Annotated in this window: 5 protein-coding genes and 1 pseudogene; 1 reads left to right on the forward strand and 5 read right to left on the reverse strand. The window is 69.2% G+C overall.

The annotated features are described in order from the left end of the window. Positions 1 to 3: 3 nt before the first annotated feature. Positions 4 to 12,483 (reverse strand): SDR family NAD(P)-dependent oxidoreductase, encoded by a 12,480-nt coding sequence (locus ACAG21_RS12680; protein ID WP_370496471.1) that lies wholly within the window; start codon positions 12,481 to 12,483, stop codon positions 4 to 6. A 218-nt stretch (positions 12,484 to 12,701) separates the two neighbouring features. Further along, a complete protein-coding gene (locus tag ACAG21_RS12685) occupies positions 12,702 to 13,052 on the reverse strand; it encodes a hypothetical protein (RefSeq protein WP_370496472.1) in 351 nt (116 codons plus the stop codon). 170 nt (positions 13,053 to 13,222) lie between these two features. Between ACAG21_RS12685 and rbpA the strand changes: the two genes are divergently transcribed. After that, positions 13,223 to 13,558: an RNA polymerase-binding protein RbpA gene (rbpA, locus tag ACAG21_RS12690; protein ID WP_090603109.1), complete on the forward strand. Its 336-nt coding sequence runs from the start codon at positions 13,223 to 13,225 to the stop codon at positions 13,556 to 13,558. Between the two features lie 10 nt (positions 13,559 to 13,568). On the opposite strand, the pseudogene lnt reads toward rbpA, so the two are convergent. From lnt to ACAG21_RS12705, 3 genes and pseudogenes are all read right to left on the reverse strand, one after another. Beyond that, positions 13,569 to 16,216: pseudogene (gene lnt, locus ACAG21_RS12695) on the reverse strand (apolipoprotein N-acyltransferase). A gap of 115 nt (positions 16,217 to 16,331) precedes the next feature. After that, positions 16,332 to 17,936: an amidohydrolase gene (locus tag ACAG21_RS12700; RefSeq protein WP_370496473.1), complete on the reverse strand. Its 1,605-nt coding sequence runs from the start codon at positions 17,934 to 17,936 to the stop codon at positions 16,332 to 16,334. Between the two features lie 29 nt (positions 17,937 to 17,965). Further along, positions 17,966 to 18,484 (reverse strand): FxsA family protein, encoded by a 519-nt coding sequence (locus ACAG21_RS12705; protein WP_370496632.1) that lies wholly within the window; start codon positions 18,482 to 18,484, stop codon positions 17,966 to 17,968. Positions 18,485 to 18,518: the final 34 nt, after the last annotated feature.

An 18,518-nucleotide genomic window follows, 5' to 3' on the forward strand; every position in this document is an offset into this window, starting at 1 on the left:
CGGCTATTCGTCGTCGCTCAACGCGGCATTGAGCAAGTCCTCGAGGTCCATGTCCGCGATGTCCTTTTCGGCACTCACCCCTGCAGCGGGGACCTGCACGGTTGCGTCTTCGGTTGCCAATGCGAGCAGCAACTCGAGCACGCCCGCCTGCCGGAGTCGCTTCACCGGGATCGAGCCCACCACACGCTGGATGTCGGCTTCCCCGGGCGCGGCCGACGGAGTGCTTTGCTCTTGGGTTCCGATGAGCTCGGCGTGCATATAGCCGGCCAGCGCCGCGCAGTTCGGGTAATCGAAGATCAGCGTGGGTGAAAGTGCCAGGCCGGTCGCGGACTTCAACCGGTTGCGCATTTCGACCGCGGTCAGCGAGTCAAAGCCGAGCTCCTGGAATGCGCGGTCCGCATCGATGGACTCGGGGCTGGCGCTTCCCAGCACCGTGGCGATGTTGGAGCGCACCAGATCCAGCAGCACGGCGTACTGCTCGTCTTCTGGCAGGCCTTCAAGGCGTTGCAGCAGAGCCGATTTCGACTTGGCAGCGGCCAGCGAATCGTCGACCTGACGCCGGGTCGGCGCGTTGATCAGATCGACGAACATCGGCGGCAGCGTTCCGCCGTCGAACTTCACCCGCAGCGCGGCAAGGTCGATGTGAGCGGGCAGCAGGAACGGCTCGTCGACGATCAGTGCGGTGTCCATCAATTCCAGCGCCTGTTCGGAGGACATCGCGACGATGCCGTCCCGGCCGAACCGGGCACGATCGGCGGCGCCGAGCGCACCGGTCATGGCGCTGGCCTGGTCCCACAGCCCCCACCCCAGCGACATCGCCGGCAACCCGGTCCTTCGCCGGTGCAGCGCCAGTCCGTCCAGGAACGAGTTGGCGGCGGCGTAGTTGGCCTGGCCGGACGCTCCCGCCAACCCGGCCATCGACGAAAACAGTACGAAGGCAGACACATCCAGATCGCGGGTCAACTCGTGCAGGTTCCAGGCGCCATCGACCTTGGCCCGCAACACCGCATCCACCCGCTCCGGGGTCAACGAGGAGATGACGGCGTCGTCGAGCATCCCGGCCGCATGGATCACGCCGGACAACGGTCGCGTCACCGGGATATCGGCGATCACCTTGGCCAGCGCCTCGCGATCGGCCACGTCACAGGCCACCACCTGCACCTGGGCCCCGGTCGCGCTGAGCTCGGTCATCAATTCCGCGGCGCCCGGTGCATCCAGACCGCGCCGGCTCACCAACACCACATTGCGGGCGCCATGCCGCGACACCACATGACGAGCCAGTGCCGAGCCCGCCATGCCGGTTCCACCGGTGATCAGCACGGTGCCGGCACGCAGCCAGTTACCTGGCCCAACAGGCACAGTCATCACGACCTTGCCGACATGGCGGGCCTGGCTCAGGTAGCGCAACGCCGCCGGAGCACGTCGCACGTCAAACCTGGTGACCGGCAACGGCCGCAGCACGTCGTCGCCGAACAGTGCGACCAGCTCGTCCAGCATCTGCTGGATGCGCTCGGGTCCCGCCTCGAAGAGATCGAACGCGCGGTATCGCACACCCGGATGCTCAATGACGACCTCACCGGGTTCACGGATGTCCGTCTTGCCCATCTCCAGGAAGATTCCGCCGGGAGCCACCAGCCGCAGTGAAGCGTCGACGAAATCGCCGGCCAGCGAATCCAGTACCACATCCATGCCGCGCCCGGCGGTGACCGCGCGGAACTTGTCCTCGAAGTCCAGGCTGCGCGAGTCGGAGATGTGGTCGTCGTCAAAACCCATGGCCCGCAACGTGTCCCACTTGCCGCGGCTGGCGGTTGCGAAGACCTCCAGACCCAGATGTCGGGCCAGCTGCACGGCGGCCATCCCGACGCCGCCGGCGGCCGCATGCACCAGCACCCGCTGACCGGGCTTGGCCGCGGCCAGATCCGTCAGGGCGTAGTAGGCGGTGGCGAAAACCACCGTGGTGGTCGCGGCGGCGGTGTGCGACCACCCGGCCGGCACCTTGGCCAGCAGTCGCTCGTCGGTAACGGCGATTGTTCCGGTTCCGTCGGGGAACAGGCCCATGACGCGATCGCCGACAACGAAACGGCCTCCCTGCGAGGCGGTTTGCGGACCCGTTTCCAAGACGACGCCGGACGCCTCGATGCCCATGATCGCATCCGGGTCCGGATAGAGACCAAGCGCGATCATCACGTCGCGGAAGTTGGCCGCGATGGCCGACAGCGCGATCCGGACCTGTCCGGGTCCCAGCGGCGCGTCGGCGTCGGGGATCCGTTCCAGTCGCAGGTTCTCGAAAGTGCCGCGATTACTCATCCCCAGCCGCCACGGGCCATCACCAGGCGGCACCAAGAGACTGCTGACCGCGCGACTACCGTGCACGCGGGCGATGTAAATCTTTGCGCCACGCAGCAATACCTGCGGCTCCCCGGCGGCCAGGACCGCGGCGACCGCCTCGTCGTCGAGCGGTCCGTCGGTATCGACCAGTACGATCCGCCCGGGATGCTCGGTCTGCGCCGAGCGCACCAAGCCCCACACCGCGGCACCCGCCAGATCGGTGATGTCCTCCCCCGGCAACGTCATCGCACCCCGGGTCGACACCACCAGCGTGCCGGCGCCCTCACGAGCCAACCACGACTGCAGCACCGGCAGCACCGCGCGGGTGGCGGCGTACACCCCGGCCAGAATGTCGTCAACAACCGGCGTCGACTCGAACACCACCGCCTGCCGTTGTCCCTCGACGGGCTCCGATTCCGTTGCACCCCAGGCAGACACCGAGGCCGGTTGTACCGAGGATGACGGCTGCACGATCCAGTCGAGTTCGAAGAGCCGGTCCGGACCCGAGTTCGAGACCGCGGCCAGCAACTGCTGATCGGTGACGGGCCGCGCCACCATCGACGCCACCGAAAGCACCGGCAGCCCAAGGCCATCCGCCAGCTCGATGGACACAGCGGAATCTCCCACCGGCACGATCCGCGCCCGGACCGCCGCCGCACCCGCTGCATGCAATGAGACCTGCTGCCAGGAGAACGGCACCAGCATCGAACCTTCGGCAAGCTCGTCGGCATCGGAAGCCAGGATCACCGCATGCAGCGCGGCGTCGAGCACCACCGGGTGAACCCCGAACCCGGCCACCGACACCCCGGCGTCCGCCGGCAGCGTCACTTCGGCGAACACTTCGTCGCCGCGACGCCACATCGAGCTCAGGCCGCGGAACGCGGGCCCGTACCCGTAGCCGCGTTCGGCCAGCCGCTCATAACCGTCGCCGATGTCGACCGCGACCGCACCGACCGGCGGCCAGGCCGAAAGGTCTGCGCTCGGCTCGGCCGAGCCCGCGCGCAGCATCCCCTCGGCATGCAACGACCAGCCGGAACCGGCCTCGCCGCGGGAGAATACCGACACCTCGCGAACACCGCCCCCGTCGGCACCGCCGACCACCACCTGGACCGCGACCGACCCGCCGGCCGGCAACACCAGGGGCGCCGCGAGATTCAATTCGTCAACGATTCCACAGCCCACCTCGTCACCGGCGCGGATCGCCAGCTCGACGAATCCGGCGCCGGGGAACAGGACAACCCCACCGACGGCATGGTCGTTCAACCAGGTCTGCACGCTCGGCGATAGCCGCCCGGTCAGCACCACCCCGCCCGAGGCCGGCAGCTCGACCACCGCGCCCAGCAACGGGTGTTCGCTGGCCGCCAGGCCCAGGCCCGCCGCGTCGGCCGGAGCGCCGTCGCCGGCCAGCCAAAAGCGCCGTCGCTGGAAGGCATAGGTGGGGAGCTCGACGAATTTGGCCCGGCCGATGACGGCGCGCCAGTCGACGTCCATGCCGGCGACGTACCCCTGGGCGATCGCCGCGGTCAGGGTTTCCGGCTCCGGACGGTCCTTGCGCACTGCGGACATCGTGATGATCGGCGCGTCGGGAAGCGATTCTTCGATTGACGCCGTCAGGCCGCCGCTGGGCCCGACTTCGAGAAACCGGGTTGCACCCGCCGCGTTGACGAACCGGATGCTGTCGGCGAATCGCACCGCCTCGCGCACGTGTCGCTTCCAATACGCCGCCGTGGCGAAGTCGTCACCGGCCAGCTGGCCGGTCACATTCGACACGATCGGGATGGTGGGCTTGCCGATGGCGAGTCCGGCCGCGACCGTACCGAATTCGTCGATCATCGGATCCATCAACGGCGAGTGGAACGCGTGCGAGACGGCCAGCCGGTGCACGCGGCGGCCGTCGGCACGAAACCGCTCGGCGATCGCGGTGACCGCGTCTTCGGCACCCGAAATCACCACGGAGCCCGGCGCATTGACTGCCGCGATGCCGGTGTCGGCCGTCAGCAACGGCCGCACCTGCTCTTCGCCGGCCTGCACGGCCATCATCGCCCCGCCCGCCGGTAGCGCCTGCATGAAGCGACCCCGGGCGGCCACCAGCACCGCGGCGTTCTCCAGCGACAACACACCGGCGACGTGCGCGGCGGCCACCTCGCCGATCGAGTGACCCATCACGAAGTCGGGTCGCACACCCCAGGATTCGAGCAGCCGGAACAGGGCGACTTCCACCGCGAACAAGGCGGGTTGCGCGAATTCGGTGGTGTTCAGCAGCGCCTCGTCGCGGCCCCACATGGCGTCGCGCAGCGGGCGCAGCAGGTGCCGGTCGAGTTCGGCGACAACGCTGTTGAACGCCCCGGCGAACACCGGATATCCGGCGTGCAGGCCCATGCCCATGCCCAGCAGCTGAGAGCCCTGACCCGGGAACACGAAGACGGTCTTGCCTGTGGTTGCGCTGCCGCGGATCACCGAAGCGGCCTCGCCGGTGGCCAATTCGTCCAGGCCGGCCAGCAACTGGGCGCGATCGGCGCCGGCAATGACGGCCCGGTGTTCGAAGTTCGACCGGCCGGCCAGGGACCACGCCACATCGGCGGACTCGAGGTCACGGTGGCCGCGCAGGTAGGCGGCAAGCCGGGACGCGTGAGAGCCCAACGCCGACAACGACTTTGCTGACACAACCCACGGCAGCACCGGTCCTACTGCGCGCTCGACGTCGTCGACGTCGGTGGGGGCAGCCTCGATGATCACGTGGGCGTTGGTGCCGCTGATGCCGAACGACGACACACCCGCCCGGTGCGCGCGCCCCACGGCGGGCCACGGCCGCGCCTCGGTCAGCAACGACACCGCACCCGCCGACCAATCCACATGCGGGCTGGGCTGATCCACGTGCAACGTCGCCGGCAGCAGCTCGTGGCGCATCGCGAGCACCATCTTGATCACACCGGCCACCCCCGCGGCGGCCTGGGTGTGACCCATGTTCGACTTGATCGAACCCAGCAGCAGCGGCTCGGTGCGGTGCTGGCCGTAGGTCGCCAACAACGCCTGGGCCTCAATGGGATCGCCCAAGGTGGTGCCGGTGCCGTGGCCTTCCACCACGTCGACGTCGGCTGTCGACAGGCCGGCGCTGGCCAGCGCGGCGCGCACCACGCGTTGCTGCGAGGGGCCGTTGGGGGCGGTCAGCCCGTTGGAGGCTCCGTCCTGATTGATGGCCGAGCCGCGGACCACCGCCAGTACCGGATGGCCGAGCCGACGGGCGTCGGACAGCCGCTCGACGACGAGCATGCCGCCACCTTCGGAGAATCCGGTGCCGTCGGCGGCCCCCGCGTACGCCTTGCAGCGACCGTCGACGGACAGCCCGCGCATCCGGCTGAACTCCACGAAGATGTCGGGGGTGGCGTTGACCGTGACACCGCCGGCCAGGGCCAGGTCGCACTCGCCGGAGCGCAGCGACTGTGCGGCCATGTGCAACGCGACCAACGACGACGAGCACGCGGTGTCCACCGACACCGCGGGGCCCTCCAACCCCAGCACGTAGGACACTCGGCCCGACGCGACGCTCGAGGACTGACCGGTCAACCGGAAACCCTCCGCGGTCGGTGCGGCGCCGATGCCGTACCCCTGGGTGTAAACCCCGGCAAACATGCCCGTCGCGCTGCCCCGCAACGCGCCGGGCTCAATCCCGGCCCGTTCCAAGGCTTCCCACGAAAGTTCGAGGAACATCCGCTGTTGCGGGTCCATCGCGAGTGCCTCGGTCGGCGTGATGCCGAAGAAGGCGGGATCGAAGTCGCCGACCCCGTCCACGAAGCCGCCGGTGCGGGTGTAGCAGGTGCCCGGAACATCGGGGTCCGGGTTGTACACGCCGGCGATATCCCAGCCGCGATCGCTCGGGAATTCGGTGAGCACATCGCGGCCCTCGGTCAGCATCTCCCACAGGTCCTCGGGAGAACTCACCCCACCCGGGTAGCGGCACGACATGCCCACGATCACGATCGGGTCGTCGCCGGTGACCGCCACGGCCGGGGTGTGCGCGATTTCTTGCGGAACTCCGGCGAGCTCCGTGCGCAGGTAACCGGCCAGTCCGTTCGGCGTCGGGTAATCGAAGATCAGCGTGGGCGAAAGCGCCAGTCCGGTAGCGGTTTTCAGCCGGTTGCGCATTTCGACCGCGGTCAGCGAGTCGAAGCCGAGGTCCTGGAAGGCCTTGTCCGGGTCGATCGCCTCGACGGTCGTGTTGCCCAGCACGGTCGCGATGTGCGAGCGGACCAGATCCAACAGCACCGCATGCTGCTCGGGTTCGGAGAGCCCGTGCAGCCGATGCGCCAGAGCCGATTTCGACTTCGCGGCGGCCAGCGAGTCGTCGACCTGGCGGCGGGCCGGCGCGTTGAGCAGGTCGGTGAACATCGGCGGTACGACGGCGGCATGTGCGCGCAGCGCCGCCAGGTCGAGGCGGGCGGGCGCGATGAAGGCCTCGTCGACAATCAGCGCGGTGTCGAACAGTTCCATCGCCTCATCCGACGACAACGCCAGAATGCCGTCGCGGCTCAAGCGGGCGCGGTCGGCGGCGTCGAGTCCGCCGGTCATGGCGCTGGCCTGGTCCCACAGCCCCCATCCCAGCGAGATCGCCGGCAGTCCGTGGGCACGGCGATGCGCGGCCAGCCCGTCCAGGAAGGTGTTGCCCGCGGCGTAGTTGGCCTGACCCGACGAACCCACCAGGCCGGCCATCGACGAAAACATCACGAACGCAGACACATTCAGCTCGCGAGTGAGCTCGTGCAGGTTCCAGGCCGCGTCCACCTTGGCCCGCAACACCGCATCCACTCGCTCGGGCGTCAGGGAGGTGACCACGGCGTCGTCGAGCACGCCCGCGGCGTGAATGACCGCGGTCAGCTCGGGAATCGCGGCGATCACGGCGGCCAGTTCGGCGCGATCGGCGGCGTCGCAGGCGACCACCTGTGCGCTCGCCCCGGCCGCCTCTAACTCGGCGACCAGCTCGGCAGATCCGGGAGCATCCGGGCCGCTGCGGCTCAGCAGCACCAGGTTCCGCACGCCATGGCGCGTCACCAGGTGACGGGCCAGCGTCGAACCCGCCATCCCGGTACCGCCGGTGATCAACACGGTTCCCGCCGCCCACGCATCGGGCAACGTGAGAACCACCTTGCCGATGTGGCGGGCCTGACTCAGATACCGCAACGCCGAACGGGCCCGTCGCACATCGAAAGTCGTTACCGGCAGCGGCCGTAGCACGCGACTGTCGAACAGTTGCGCAAGCTCGAGCATCCACTCGTGCATGCGGGGACGGCCCGGCTCGAACAGGTCGAAGGCGCGGTAGCGCACACCCGGGTACTCCCGGGCGACTACACCGGGGTCGCGGATGTCGGTCTTACCCATCTCCAAGAACACGCCGCCGGGAGCGACCAGACGCAGCGATGCGTCCACGAATTCACCGGCCAGCGAGTCCAGCACCACGTCCATGCCGCGCCCGCCGGTGACCGTGCGGAACTTCTCCTCGAAGTCCAGGCTGCGCGAGTCGCCGATATGGTCGTCGTCAAAGCCCATGGCCCGCAACGTGTCCCACTTGCCGCGGCTCGCGGTGGCGAAAATCTCCAGGCCCAGGTGCCGGCCGAGCTGTACGGCGGCCATGCCCACGCCGCCGGCGGCCGCGTGCACCAACACCCGCTGGCCCGGCTTGACGTCGGCCAGATGGATGAACGCCATGTATGCGGTGGTGAAAACCGCCGAGATGGCGGCGGCTTCGGCGTAGGACCAGTCGGCGGGCTTGTGCAGCAGCAGACGGGTATCGCCGGGCACCAGCGTGCCGCTGCCGTCGGGGAAGAATCCGTAGACCGAATCGCCGACCGCGAATTCGGTGACGCCCGGACCCACTTCGACCACCACACCCGCACCCTCGCCGCCGAGCAGGGCGTCGTGGGTGAACATGCCCAGGGTGATCATGACGTCGCGGAAGTTGGTGGCGATGGCCCGCAGTGCCACCCGAACCTGGCCCGGCTCCAGCGGTGCCCCGGCGTTGGGAACCGGTTCCAGGCGCAGGTTTTCAAAGGTGCCTGCGTTGCTGATGCCCAGCCGCCAGGGCCCCTCGGCGGGCGGCACCAAGATGCCGTCGACCGCGCGGCTGCCCCGTACCCGTGGGGTGTAAAGCGTTGCGCCACGCAGCAATACCTGAGGCTCACCGGCCGCTACCACTGCGGCTGTCGCGTCATCGTCAAGGGGTACATCGGAATCCACCAGCACGATCCGGCCAGGGTGTTCGGTCTGCGCCGACCGCACCAGCCCCCACACCGCGGCGCCCGGCAGATCCGTGACATCCTCCCCCGGCAATCCCATCGCCCCGCGGGTCGCCACGACCAAGACGCCCGAGTCGTGTTCGGTCAGCCACGACTGCACGGCCGCAAGTACGTGGTGGGTGCGCGGATAGGTAGCCGCAACCGGATCGTCCTCGGTGGCAACGGATTCAAGTAGCTGGTGGGATGAACCGTTAGCGGCGGTGGCTGCCGGCGCCGGCGACCACACCACCTCGAACAGCCGGTCCGGGCCCGAGCTCGAGATCGCCGCGCGCAGTTGCTGCTCGTTGACCGGTCGGGCGACCATGGTGCCCACCGAGAGCACCGGCAATCCCAGCCCGTCGGCAAGCTCGATCGAGAATCCGGTGGTACCCGCCGGCGCGATGCGTGCGCGAACCGCCGACGCGCCCCCGGCGTGCAGCGAAATGCCCTGCCAGGCAAAGGGCAACACCACATCGGCGGCCTGGTCGTCCGCTTGGTGAGCCATGACCATGGAATGCATTGCCGCGTCGAGCAATGCCGGGTGCACCCCGAACCCGCTGACACCGCCGGCCGCATCCGGCAGTCGCACCTCGGCGAACACCTCGTCGCCGCGGACCCAGGTGGCGGTCAAGCCCTGGAACGCCGGGCCGTAGCCGTACCCGCGGGCCGCCAGCTTCTCGTAGCCGTCGGCCGCGTTCACCGCGACCGCACCCGCCGGCGGCCACACCGACAGATCGGCACTCGGCTCGACCGGCGCGGAGCTCAAGGCCCCGTCAGCATGGCACACCCACGCGGAGTCGGCGTCGACGCGCGAGAAAATCGCGACACTGCGCTGCCCCGACTCTTCGGCCGGGCCTACCACGACTTGCACTGCCACCGAACCGAATCCGGAATCGCCGGCCGGCAACAGCAACGGCGCCTGCAGCGTCAGCTCGTCGACCGTCGAACATCCGACTTCGTCGCCGGCGCGGATGGCGAGCTCCACGAACCCCGCACCGGGGAACACCACCGTGCCGGAGACGGCGTGATCGGCCAGCCAGCCCTGCTGGCTGGGTGACAGGCGTCCGGTCAGCGCCACCCCGCCCGAGGCCGGCAGCTCGACGACCGCAGACAGCAGCGCATGCTCGCTGGTGCCCAGCCCCAAGCCTGCGACGTCGGCGCCGACGCCCTCGCCCGACAGCCAGAACCTGCGTCGGTCAAAGGCATACGTGGGCAGTTCGACGAAGCCGGCTCCGTCGAGTACCCCGCGCCAGTTCACGTTCACGCCCGCGGTGAAGGCCGCGGCGGCCGAGGTCAGGAACCGCTCGAGTCCGCCGTCGTCACGACCCAGGGTGGGAACGACGATGGCTTCGGTGTCGCCGGCGGTGTTGCTGTCGTTGAAGGTGTCCTCGATGCCCGCGACTAATGCGGGATGTGGACTCGATTCGATGAATGTCCGGTATCCGTTTTCGCACGCGGTGCGCACCGCTTGCTCGAATTGCACGGTCTGGCGAATGTTGCGGTACCAGTAGGCCGCATCCAAACCGGCTGTGTCCAACCGGCTTCCGGATACGGTGGAGAAGAAGGCGACCCGCGAGCTGCGCGGCTCGATGCCGGCCAGCGCCGCGGTCAGCTCGTCGCGAATCGCCTCGACCTCGACCGAATGCGACGCGTAGTCCACGTCGATACGGCGGGTCCGCAGATCGAGATCGGCGCAGAAGCCGATGAGCTCCTCCAACGCGGCGACCTCGCCCGAGACCACAACCGCGGACGGGCCATTGACGGCCGCGATGCTGATCCGGTTGCCGTAGGGTGCCAGCAATTCTCGGGCGCGCTCGGTGCTGCACGCGATGGAAACCATGCCGCCGGGGTGTGCCAGCGAGCGCAGCAGTTTGCTGCGCAGCGTCACCACGCGCGCGGCGTCGTGCAACGACAGCGCACCGGCGACATAGGCCGCGGCGATTTCGCCCTGCGAGTGGCCGATCACCGCGTCGGGGTTGACCCCGACCGACTTCCACAATTCGGCCAGCGACACCATCACCGCGAAGAGCACCGGCTGCACGACGTCGACGCGGTCCATACTCGCAGCGCCTGGCGCGCCGCGCAGCACGTCGATCAGCGACCAGTCGACGAATTCCGCGAACTCCTGCGCGCACGCTTCGATGTGTTGGGCGAATACCGGTGCGGTATCGAGCAATTCGACGCCCATGCCGACCCATTGCGAGCCCTGACCGGGAAAGACGAAGACGTTCTTGCCCGCGGGCAACGCGGCGCCCCGGACGATCGAGGCGCCCGGCTGGTCGCCGGCCAATTCCTCCAGGCCGGCCAGCAACCGGTCGCGGTCACCACCGACGACCACGGCCCGGTGTTCGAAGGTGGCCCGGCCCGCCAACGACCACGCCACGTCGGCGACATCCAGCCCGTCATCGGCGGCCACGTGCCCGGCCAACCGAGAAGCCTGAGAAGCCAACGCCGACAATGACTTTGCCGACAGTACCCATGGCACGACCGCGGGAGTTGGGGCGGCTTCGCCCGGTTCTTGCGGCGGGGCGGATTCGACGATCACATGAGCATTGGTGCCGCTGATGCCGAACGACGAGATCCCCGCGCGGCGTGCGTGATCCGTCGCGGGCCAAGGCTGCGCCTCGCTCAGCAGCGACACCGCGCCCACGGTCCAATCCACGTGCGGGCTGGGCTGATCCACGTGCAACGTCGCGGGCAGCGTCTCGTGCCGCATCGCCTGCACCATCTTGATCACGCCCGCTGCGCCGGCGGCGGCCTGGGTGTGACCCATGTTCGACTTGATCGAACCCAGCCACAACGGCTCGCTGCGATCCTGGCCGTAGGTCGCCAACAACGCTTGCGCCTCGATGGGATCGCCCAATGTGGTACCCGTGCCGTGGCCTTCGACGACATCGACGTCTGCGGCCGACAGCCCGGCGTTGGCCAACGCCGCACGCACCACCCGCTGCTGCGACGGACCGTTGGGCGCGGTCAACCCGTTGGAAGCGCCGTCCTGATTGACCGCCGAGCCGCGCACCACCGCCAGCACCGGATGGCCGAGTCGGCGCGCATCCGACAACCGCTCCACGACCAGCATGGCGCCGCCCTCGGACCAGCCGACCCCGTCGGCCGCGCCGGCGTAGGCCTTGCACCGGCCATCCGGGGCGAGCCCCCGATGGCGACTGAACTCGATGAAAACCGTGGGCGTGGCATTGACGGTCGCGCCGCCGGCCAGGGCGAGGTCGCACTCGCCGGACCGCAGCGACTGGACCGCCATGTGCAGTGCCACCAGCGACGACGAGCACGCGGTGTCCACCGACACCGCGGGGCCCTCCAACCCCAGCACGTAGGACACCCGCCCGGAGGCGACGCTGGAGGTCATACCGGTCAGGCGGTAGCCCTCGATCTCCTCGGCGAGCATGCCGTAGCCCTGGACGATGAGTCCGGCGAACACTCCGGTGGCGCTGCCGCGCAGCCCGCTGGGGTCGATACCGCCGCGTTCCAACGCCTCCCACGACAGCTCCAGCAGCATGCGGTGCTGGGGGTCCATTGCGAGCGCCTCGGTGGGTGCGATACCGAAGAACGCGGGGTCGAAGTCCGCGACGTCGTCGACGAACCCTCCGGTGCGCGCGTACGTCTTGTGCCGGGCGTCGGGATCCGGGTCGAACAGCCCCGCCAGGTCCCAGCCGCGATCGGTCGGAAAGTCCGAGATGACGTCGCGGCCGTCGGCCACCATCTGCCACAGGCGCTCGGGGGTATCGACACCGCCCGGGAAGCGGCAGGACATGCCGACGATCGCGATCGGCTCGCTGGAGCGCTCCAGCAGCGCACGGTTGGTGCGCTTCAGGCGTTCAACCTGGACCAGCGCTTTCCGCAGCGCCTCGGTCGCATGCTGGAGTTGATCCACCTCAGTACCCCTTGCCTAACACTGGCCGTTCAACCACCGGATGCCGAGTCACGGCAGTTGCGGCATGAGCGACGTGGTCGTGCTGCTACGACCCAAGATGTCGCTGGTGAGTATGGCCAACTCCGACAGGATTTCAAAACGTCCCGTAATCCGTAGGAACGGGCGCCCGTCCATGGCGCGACTGTACCCGGCTAACCATCTGTCGTGGTCAAGTGCGGTCAGACGACCGCTCGACGCCAGCCGTCGGCGGCCCGGGCCGCGCGGATCAGCACCTCGCAGAGTTCGCGCAGTTCGGCCGCCTCGGCGCCTTCGTCCAGCGCCGTCGCGACATCCTCCGCAGCGCATCGGACCTGGTAGACGCGATCTGATAGGTCGGACGCATCGTCGGCCGACAGCACGACGGCATCAATCGGCAGGGCCGTCACCTCGCCCCGGTTCATCGAAGCCCGCTGCTCGTAGGCCCGCTGCCGGCAAGACTGCCGACAGTACTGACGGCGCCGACCCATCCCGACTTCGGTGACGTCTCGACCGCACCAGCGGCATGGTTGTGGGTGGGAACGGCGGCTCACGCCTGCCGACTTTAGTCGGCCCCCCTGCGCGATCCCGGTATCATTGATGGTCGAGTCGCATATGCCGCATGCGGACTCGGGAACTACGCACAACGTTCTAACGTTTGCTATGCGACTAGAATCGCGTCACCGGAGCCTACAGCTCAGAGCAATTAAAAGGAGTAACAGCCATGGCTGATCGTGTACTGAGGGGCAGTCGCCTCGGAGCCGTGAGCTATGAGACCGACCGCAACCACGATCTGGCGCCGCGTCAGCTCGCGAAGTACCGCACCGAGAACGGCGAGGAATTCGAGGTTCCGTTCGCCGACGACGCCGACATCCCCGGCACCTGGCTCTGCCGCAACGGCATGGAAGGCACCCTGATCGAGGGTGACCTACCCGAGCCGAAGAAGGTCAAGCCGCCGCGCACCCACTGGGACATGCTGCTGGAGCGTCGCAGCGTCGAAGAACTCGAAGAGCTGCTCAAGGAGCGCCTCGAGCTGATCCGCTCCAAGCGGCGCGGCTGAGCCCCGCCGCTTAACTGCGGTTGGTGGCGCGGGCGGCCCGAGCGCCGTTACGGCGGCTTTCGATACCCCATTTCGCGACCTTCACCAACGCCTCGCGAATGTTGGATCCGCTCATTTTGGAGACGCCGAGTTCGCGCTCGGTGAAGGTGATCGGCACCTCGACGACGATGAATCCGTTGTCCAGGGTGCGCCGGGTCAGGTCGATCTGGAAGCAGTAGCCCTTGGAGTCCACGCCGTCGAGATCGATCGCCTCGAGCACCTCGCGCCGGTAGGCCCGATAGCCGGCGGTGATGTCGTGGATGTCGATGTCGAGCGCCAGGCGCGCGTAGGTGTTGGCGGTCCAGGACAGGGCCCAGCGCCGCTTCGGCCAATTACGCACCGCTCCGCCCTCGACGTAGCGCGAACCGATGGCCAGGTCGGCTCCGGCGTCGACGGCGTCCAGCAGCCGGCGCAGCTGCTCGGGCGCGTGACTGCCGTCGGCGTCCATCTCGACGAGCACCGCGTAGTCCCGACTCAATCCCCAGCCGAATCCGGCGAGGTAAGCGGCGCCCAGCCCGTCCTTGGCCGTGCGGTGCATGACGTGGGTGCGGCCGCCGTCGGCAGCGGCCAGCTCGTCGGCGAGTTCACCGGTCCCGTCGGGGCTGCCGTCGTCGACGATCAGCACGTGCACGTCGGGGCAGGCGTCCGTCAGCCGCCGATGAATCAGCGGCAGGTTCTCCCGCTCGTTGAAGGTCGGGATGATAACCAGGACACGCTGGCTGGGACGATTGGCCGGAGCCCGGGTCGCCTGCTCGCCGGTGGTCATTTATCTCCTCTGTGTCGCCCGAGATACCGAGGTTGTCGGCCGCCCTTGTGGTGGAGCGCAGTGTAGTCGCCGCGTGTGTCCGGAGCAGCGTCGTGCGCGGTCGCCGGCACTTCCTCGTCGGGCCCGGGTTCGTCCGGGGCGGCCCCGACGTCTGCCGATTCAGCCGATGACCTGGACCGCCGGCGAATCGAACGCGGGAAGCTCCCATTGTGCCGTATTCCGGCCAGAATGACCGCTCCGGCGGCCGCGACCAAGACCCACTGCACAATCGTGGCCCACTGCGTTGCCGGCGTCAGCATCGTCTTGAGGCGCACCTGGATGTCCAGGTAAGCAGGCTGGAAGAAGTCGGTACGGACCAGCTCGGCACCGTCGGGGGCAATCACCGCACTGATCCCGGTGGTGCCGGCGACCACGACGTATCGGTCGTGCTCGACGGCGCGAACCTTGGCGAACGCGAGTTGTTGCTCACTCATGCGCTTGTTGAAGGTGGCGTTGTTGGCAGGCACCGCCAACAACTGGGCACCGTTGAGCACGGCCTTGCGCGGCACCCGGTCGAAGATCACCTCCCAGCAGGTGGCCACGCCGACGGGCACGCCGGCGATCTGCACCACGTCGGTGCCCGCGCGGGGGACGAAATTGCCCGCCAGGCCGGCCTTGCTCGACAGATGCTCGAATAGCCACCGCATGGGTAGGTATTCGCCGAACGGCTGGACAATCTCTTTGTCGTGGCGACCGGCCGGGCCGGTGACCGGGTTCCAGACGATAGCGGTGTTGGTGTACTGCTCGGGTCCTTGGTCGTGATTTGGCACCGCGAGTACCGACCCGATCAGGATCGGCGCATTGATCGCGTGCGCCGCCTCCGCGATGCGCTGGGCGGCGTCGGCGTTGACGAAGGGGTCGATGTCGGAGGAATCCTCGGGCCAGATCACGAACTGTGGTTGCGGGGCGGCCCCGGCCCGGACGTCCTCGGCCAATCGCAAGGTCTCGTCGACGTGGTTGTCGAGCACCGCGCGCCGTTGTTCGTTGAAGCCGAGGCCGAGCCTGGGCACATTGCCCTGCACGGCCGCGACCGTGACCGTCGGTTCGCCACCCGATCCGGCGCCGGAGTGCCGCACCTGTGGCCAGACCATGACCGCGGCAAACAGCACCAGACAGAAGCACACGCCGGGAAACACGACCGCGGGTGGCGCCGCGGCCGCCACCCCTTCCTCCGCGGCGCCACCGCGCGCCCGGCTGCCGGTCCGCCACCACTTGGCGATTTCCAGCGCGATCGCGGTCACGCTGAAGCCCAGCAGGACGACCCCCATGGAGAGCAGCGCCACCCCGCCGAGCTGGACCAACGGCAGCAGTGGGCCCTCGGCCTGGCCGTAGGCGACCGCGCCCCAGGGAAAGCCGCCGAACGGGACGATCGACTTCAGCCACTCCTGGGCCGTCCACAGCAGCGCGAACCAGAGCGGCCACCCCGGCAGTCGACGCACCAGGACGGCGAGCAGGCCGAACAGGCCGGGGAACAGCGCGCACATCGTGGCCAATGCCAGCCACGGGACGGCGCCCACCAGCAGGCTGATCCAGGGCAGCAGCGGGGCATAGAACGCGAACCCGAACAGGAATCCGTAACCGAATCCGCCCGCCAGTGTCGTGGCGGGATGCTTGAGCACCCAGGCCAGCAACGCGGCGGCGACGACGGCCGCCCACCACCAGTTGACCGACGGGAAGCTGGCACACAGCAGCGCTCCGCCCGCGATGGCGGCGATCAGCCGCGGCAGCCTGGGCCGCAGCGCGACTCCCATACCGGGGAGCCGGGCGATCGCGCGCTTGCCCAGCCGCGCTAGTCCGTGGCCGCCGGCAGCCATTCGACCGGCCGGGCCCGGACGGTCGGGTTCCGGGTCCGCCTCGTCAGGCTCCGGGCCGGCCTCGTCGGGTTCCCGCTCGTCCTCGGCTTCGCCGTCGTCCTCGGCCGCGTCGTCTCTAACCATGGATGACAGCACCCCGGTGCACGGTGCGTCGGCACCGCGGCAGCTCGTCGGCCGGGCCCAGGCGCGGCAGCGCCGGAACCCGCGACCGTGGGTCGGTGGACCACCGCTGGACGCTGTCGTCCGGGGCGTGCACATCAAGATCTCCGGCGTCCCAGACCGCGTAGGAGGCCGGCGCACCCGGCACCAGGGCGCCCATGTTTTCGTCGCGCACGCCGCACGCGCGCCAACCGCCGCGAGTGGCGCCGGCGAACGCCGCCCGGGCCGAGACGCCACTGCCCCCGGTGTGGTGATTGACGGCCGCGCGCACGCTTCCCCACGGGTCGAGCCCGGTCACCGGGGCGTCGGAACCTAGCGCGAGGGGCACGCCTTGGGATGCTAACAGCGCGAGAGGATTGAGCCGGCCGCCTCGTTCTGCGCCGAGGCGGTGGGCGTACATGCCGTCGCGCCCGCCCCAGAGGGCATCAAAATTGGGCTGCACGCTGGCGATGACGCCCCACGCGCCCAATTTGGCGGCCTGGTCGGCCGTCACCATCTCGAGGTGCTCCAACCGGTGCCCGCAGCGGGCGACGGCAACCACCCCGAGGCCGGCGACGACCCGTTCGAACGCCTCGACCGCCGCCGAGACCGCGGCGTCGCCGATGACGTGAAAGCCTGCCGTCACCTGCGCCTCGGTGCATGCCCGTACATGGGCTTCGATGACGTCGGCATCCAGATAGCAGGTGCCGACGCGGTCCGGGGCGTCGGTGTACGGCTCGTGCAGCCAGGCGGTGTGCGAGCCCAGCGCTCCGTCGACGAACAGGTCACCGGCCAGGCCCCGGGCGCCGGTCTGTTCCATCAGCGCGCGGGCCTGCGCGGCGGTGCTGACCGCTTCACCCCAATAGCCGATCACCTCGACGCCGTGGTCGACGGCGGCCAGCTGTAGCCAGTCGTCGAGGCCACCGATCTCGGGCCCCGCGCATTCGTGGACGGCGACGATGCCGGCCGCGGCCGCGGCGCCCAGCGCGGCGGTCCTGGCCTCCGTCAGCTGCGCGGGCGTGAGCAGGCCGCGGGCGACCGCACGGACCAGGTGGTGGGCGTCTGCGGCCAGCGGCCGGTCGGCGGTGAAACCGCGCGCTGCCGTCAGGTCCGGCACCAGCCTGCGTAACCCGGTCGAGGCCAGCGCGGAGTGGACGTCGACGCGCGCCAGGTAGGCCGGCCGGTCGCCGACCACCGCGTCGAGCTCGGCGGTCGACGGCGGGCTGTTCTCGGGCCACGACGACTCGTCCCAGCCGTGCCCCCAGATCGGCTCGCCGGGGTGGGCGGCGGCGTAGTCGGCGACCATCCGCAGGCACTGCCCGCGCGAAGTGGCCCCCCGCAGGTCCAGGCCGCTGAGGGTGAGGCCGGTCGCGGTCACATGAATGTGGCTATCGACGAATCCCGGGGCCACGAAGCCACCCTCGAGGTCCACCAGCTCGGCGTCGGGAAACTGCCGGCGGCCGACGTCGTCGCTGCCCAGCCAGGCCACGACCTCGCCGCGCACCGCCATCGCGGTCGCGTCGGGATTGGTGGGGCTGTGCACCCGCCCGTTGAGCAGCAGAGTGGTGGGAATCGGTGTCACAGGGCAAAACTACGTGGAGCGAGAACCAATCAGTACGGGCCGGACGCGTAGCGCGGTCCGCCCCAATGGTCGTCGGCGGGCCGGTTCTCGCGCAGCGCGGCCGGCTCGACGTCGTAGACGTCGATGACCTCGCCGTCGATGTAGTCCCCGCGATTAGGGGTGAACTCGGTCACGACCAGTGGTGCGTGTCGCTGAAAACTCCGCAGCGCGACCCGGGTCAGTCCGGGTCCGGCGGCCGCACGCACCGGCGGGAGGAGCAGCAGCATCCCCACCAGCGTGGTGACGAAGCCGGGAACCAGGACCAGCGCGGTCGCCGCCGTCACCAGCGCGCCGTCGCCCAGGGTGGTGCGCGGTTCCTTGAGGCCGGAGCGCATCCGCCCGATATCGCGAATCAGCTGCGACCCCGCGATCGGGGCCAGCAGGCCCCAGCCGATCACGAACGTGCCCAGCAGTGCCAGCAGGGTCCAGCCCCACCCGACCGTCCAGACCAGCGCGAAGATCGCCGCCAGCTCGACGACGGCGTAGACGAGTAACAACCGGCTCACCATGTGATGCCAACGTCTGTGCATTGCACTCGAGTTC

The sequence above is a fragment of the Mycobacterium sp. pR1184 genome (assembly GCF_041287235.1).
Taxonomy (GTDB): domain Bacteria; phylum Actinomycetota; class Actinomycetes; order Mycobacteriales; family Mycobacteriaceae; genus Mycobacterium.

What these genes read in the sequence shown, in the direction of transcription:
- rbpA (WP_090603109.1), top strand. Translation starts at nt 13,223, where the DNA reads ATGGCTGATCGTGTACTGAGGGGCAGTCGCCTCGGAGCCGTGAGCTAT.
- ACAG21_RS12705 (WP_370496632.1), bottom strand. Translation starts at nt 18,484, where the DNA reads ATGGTGAGCCGGTTGTTACTCGTCTACGCCGTCGTCGAGCTGGCGGCG.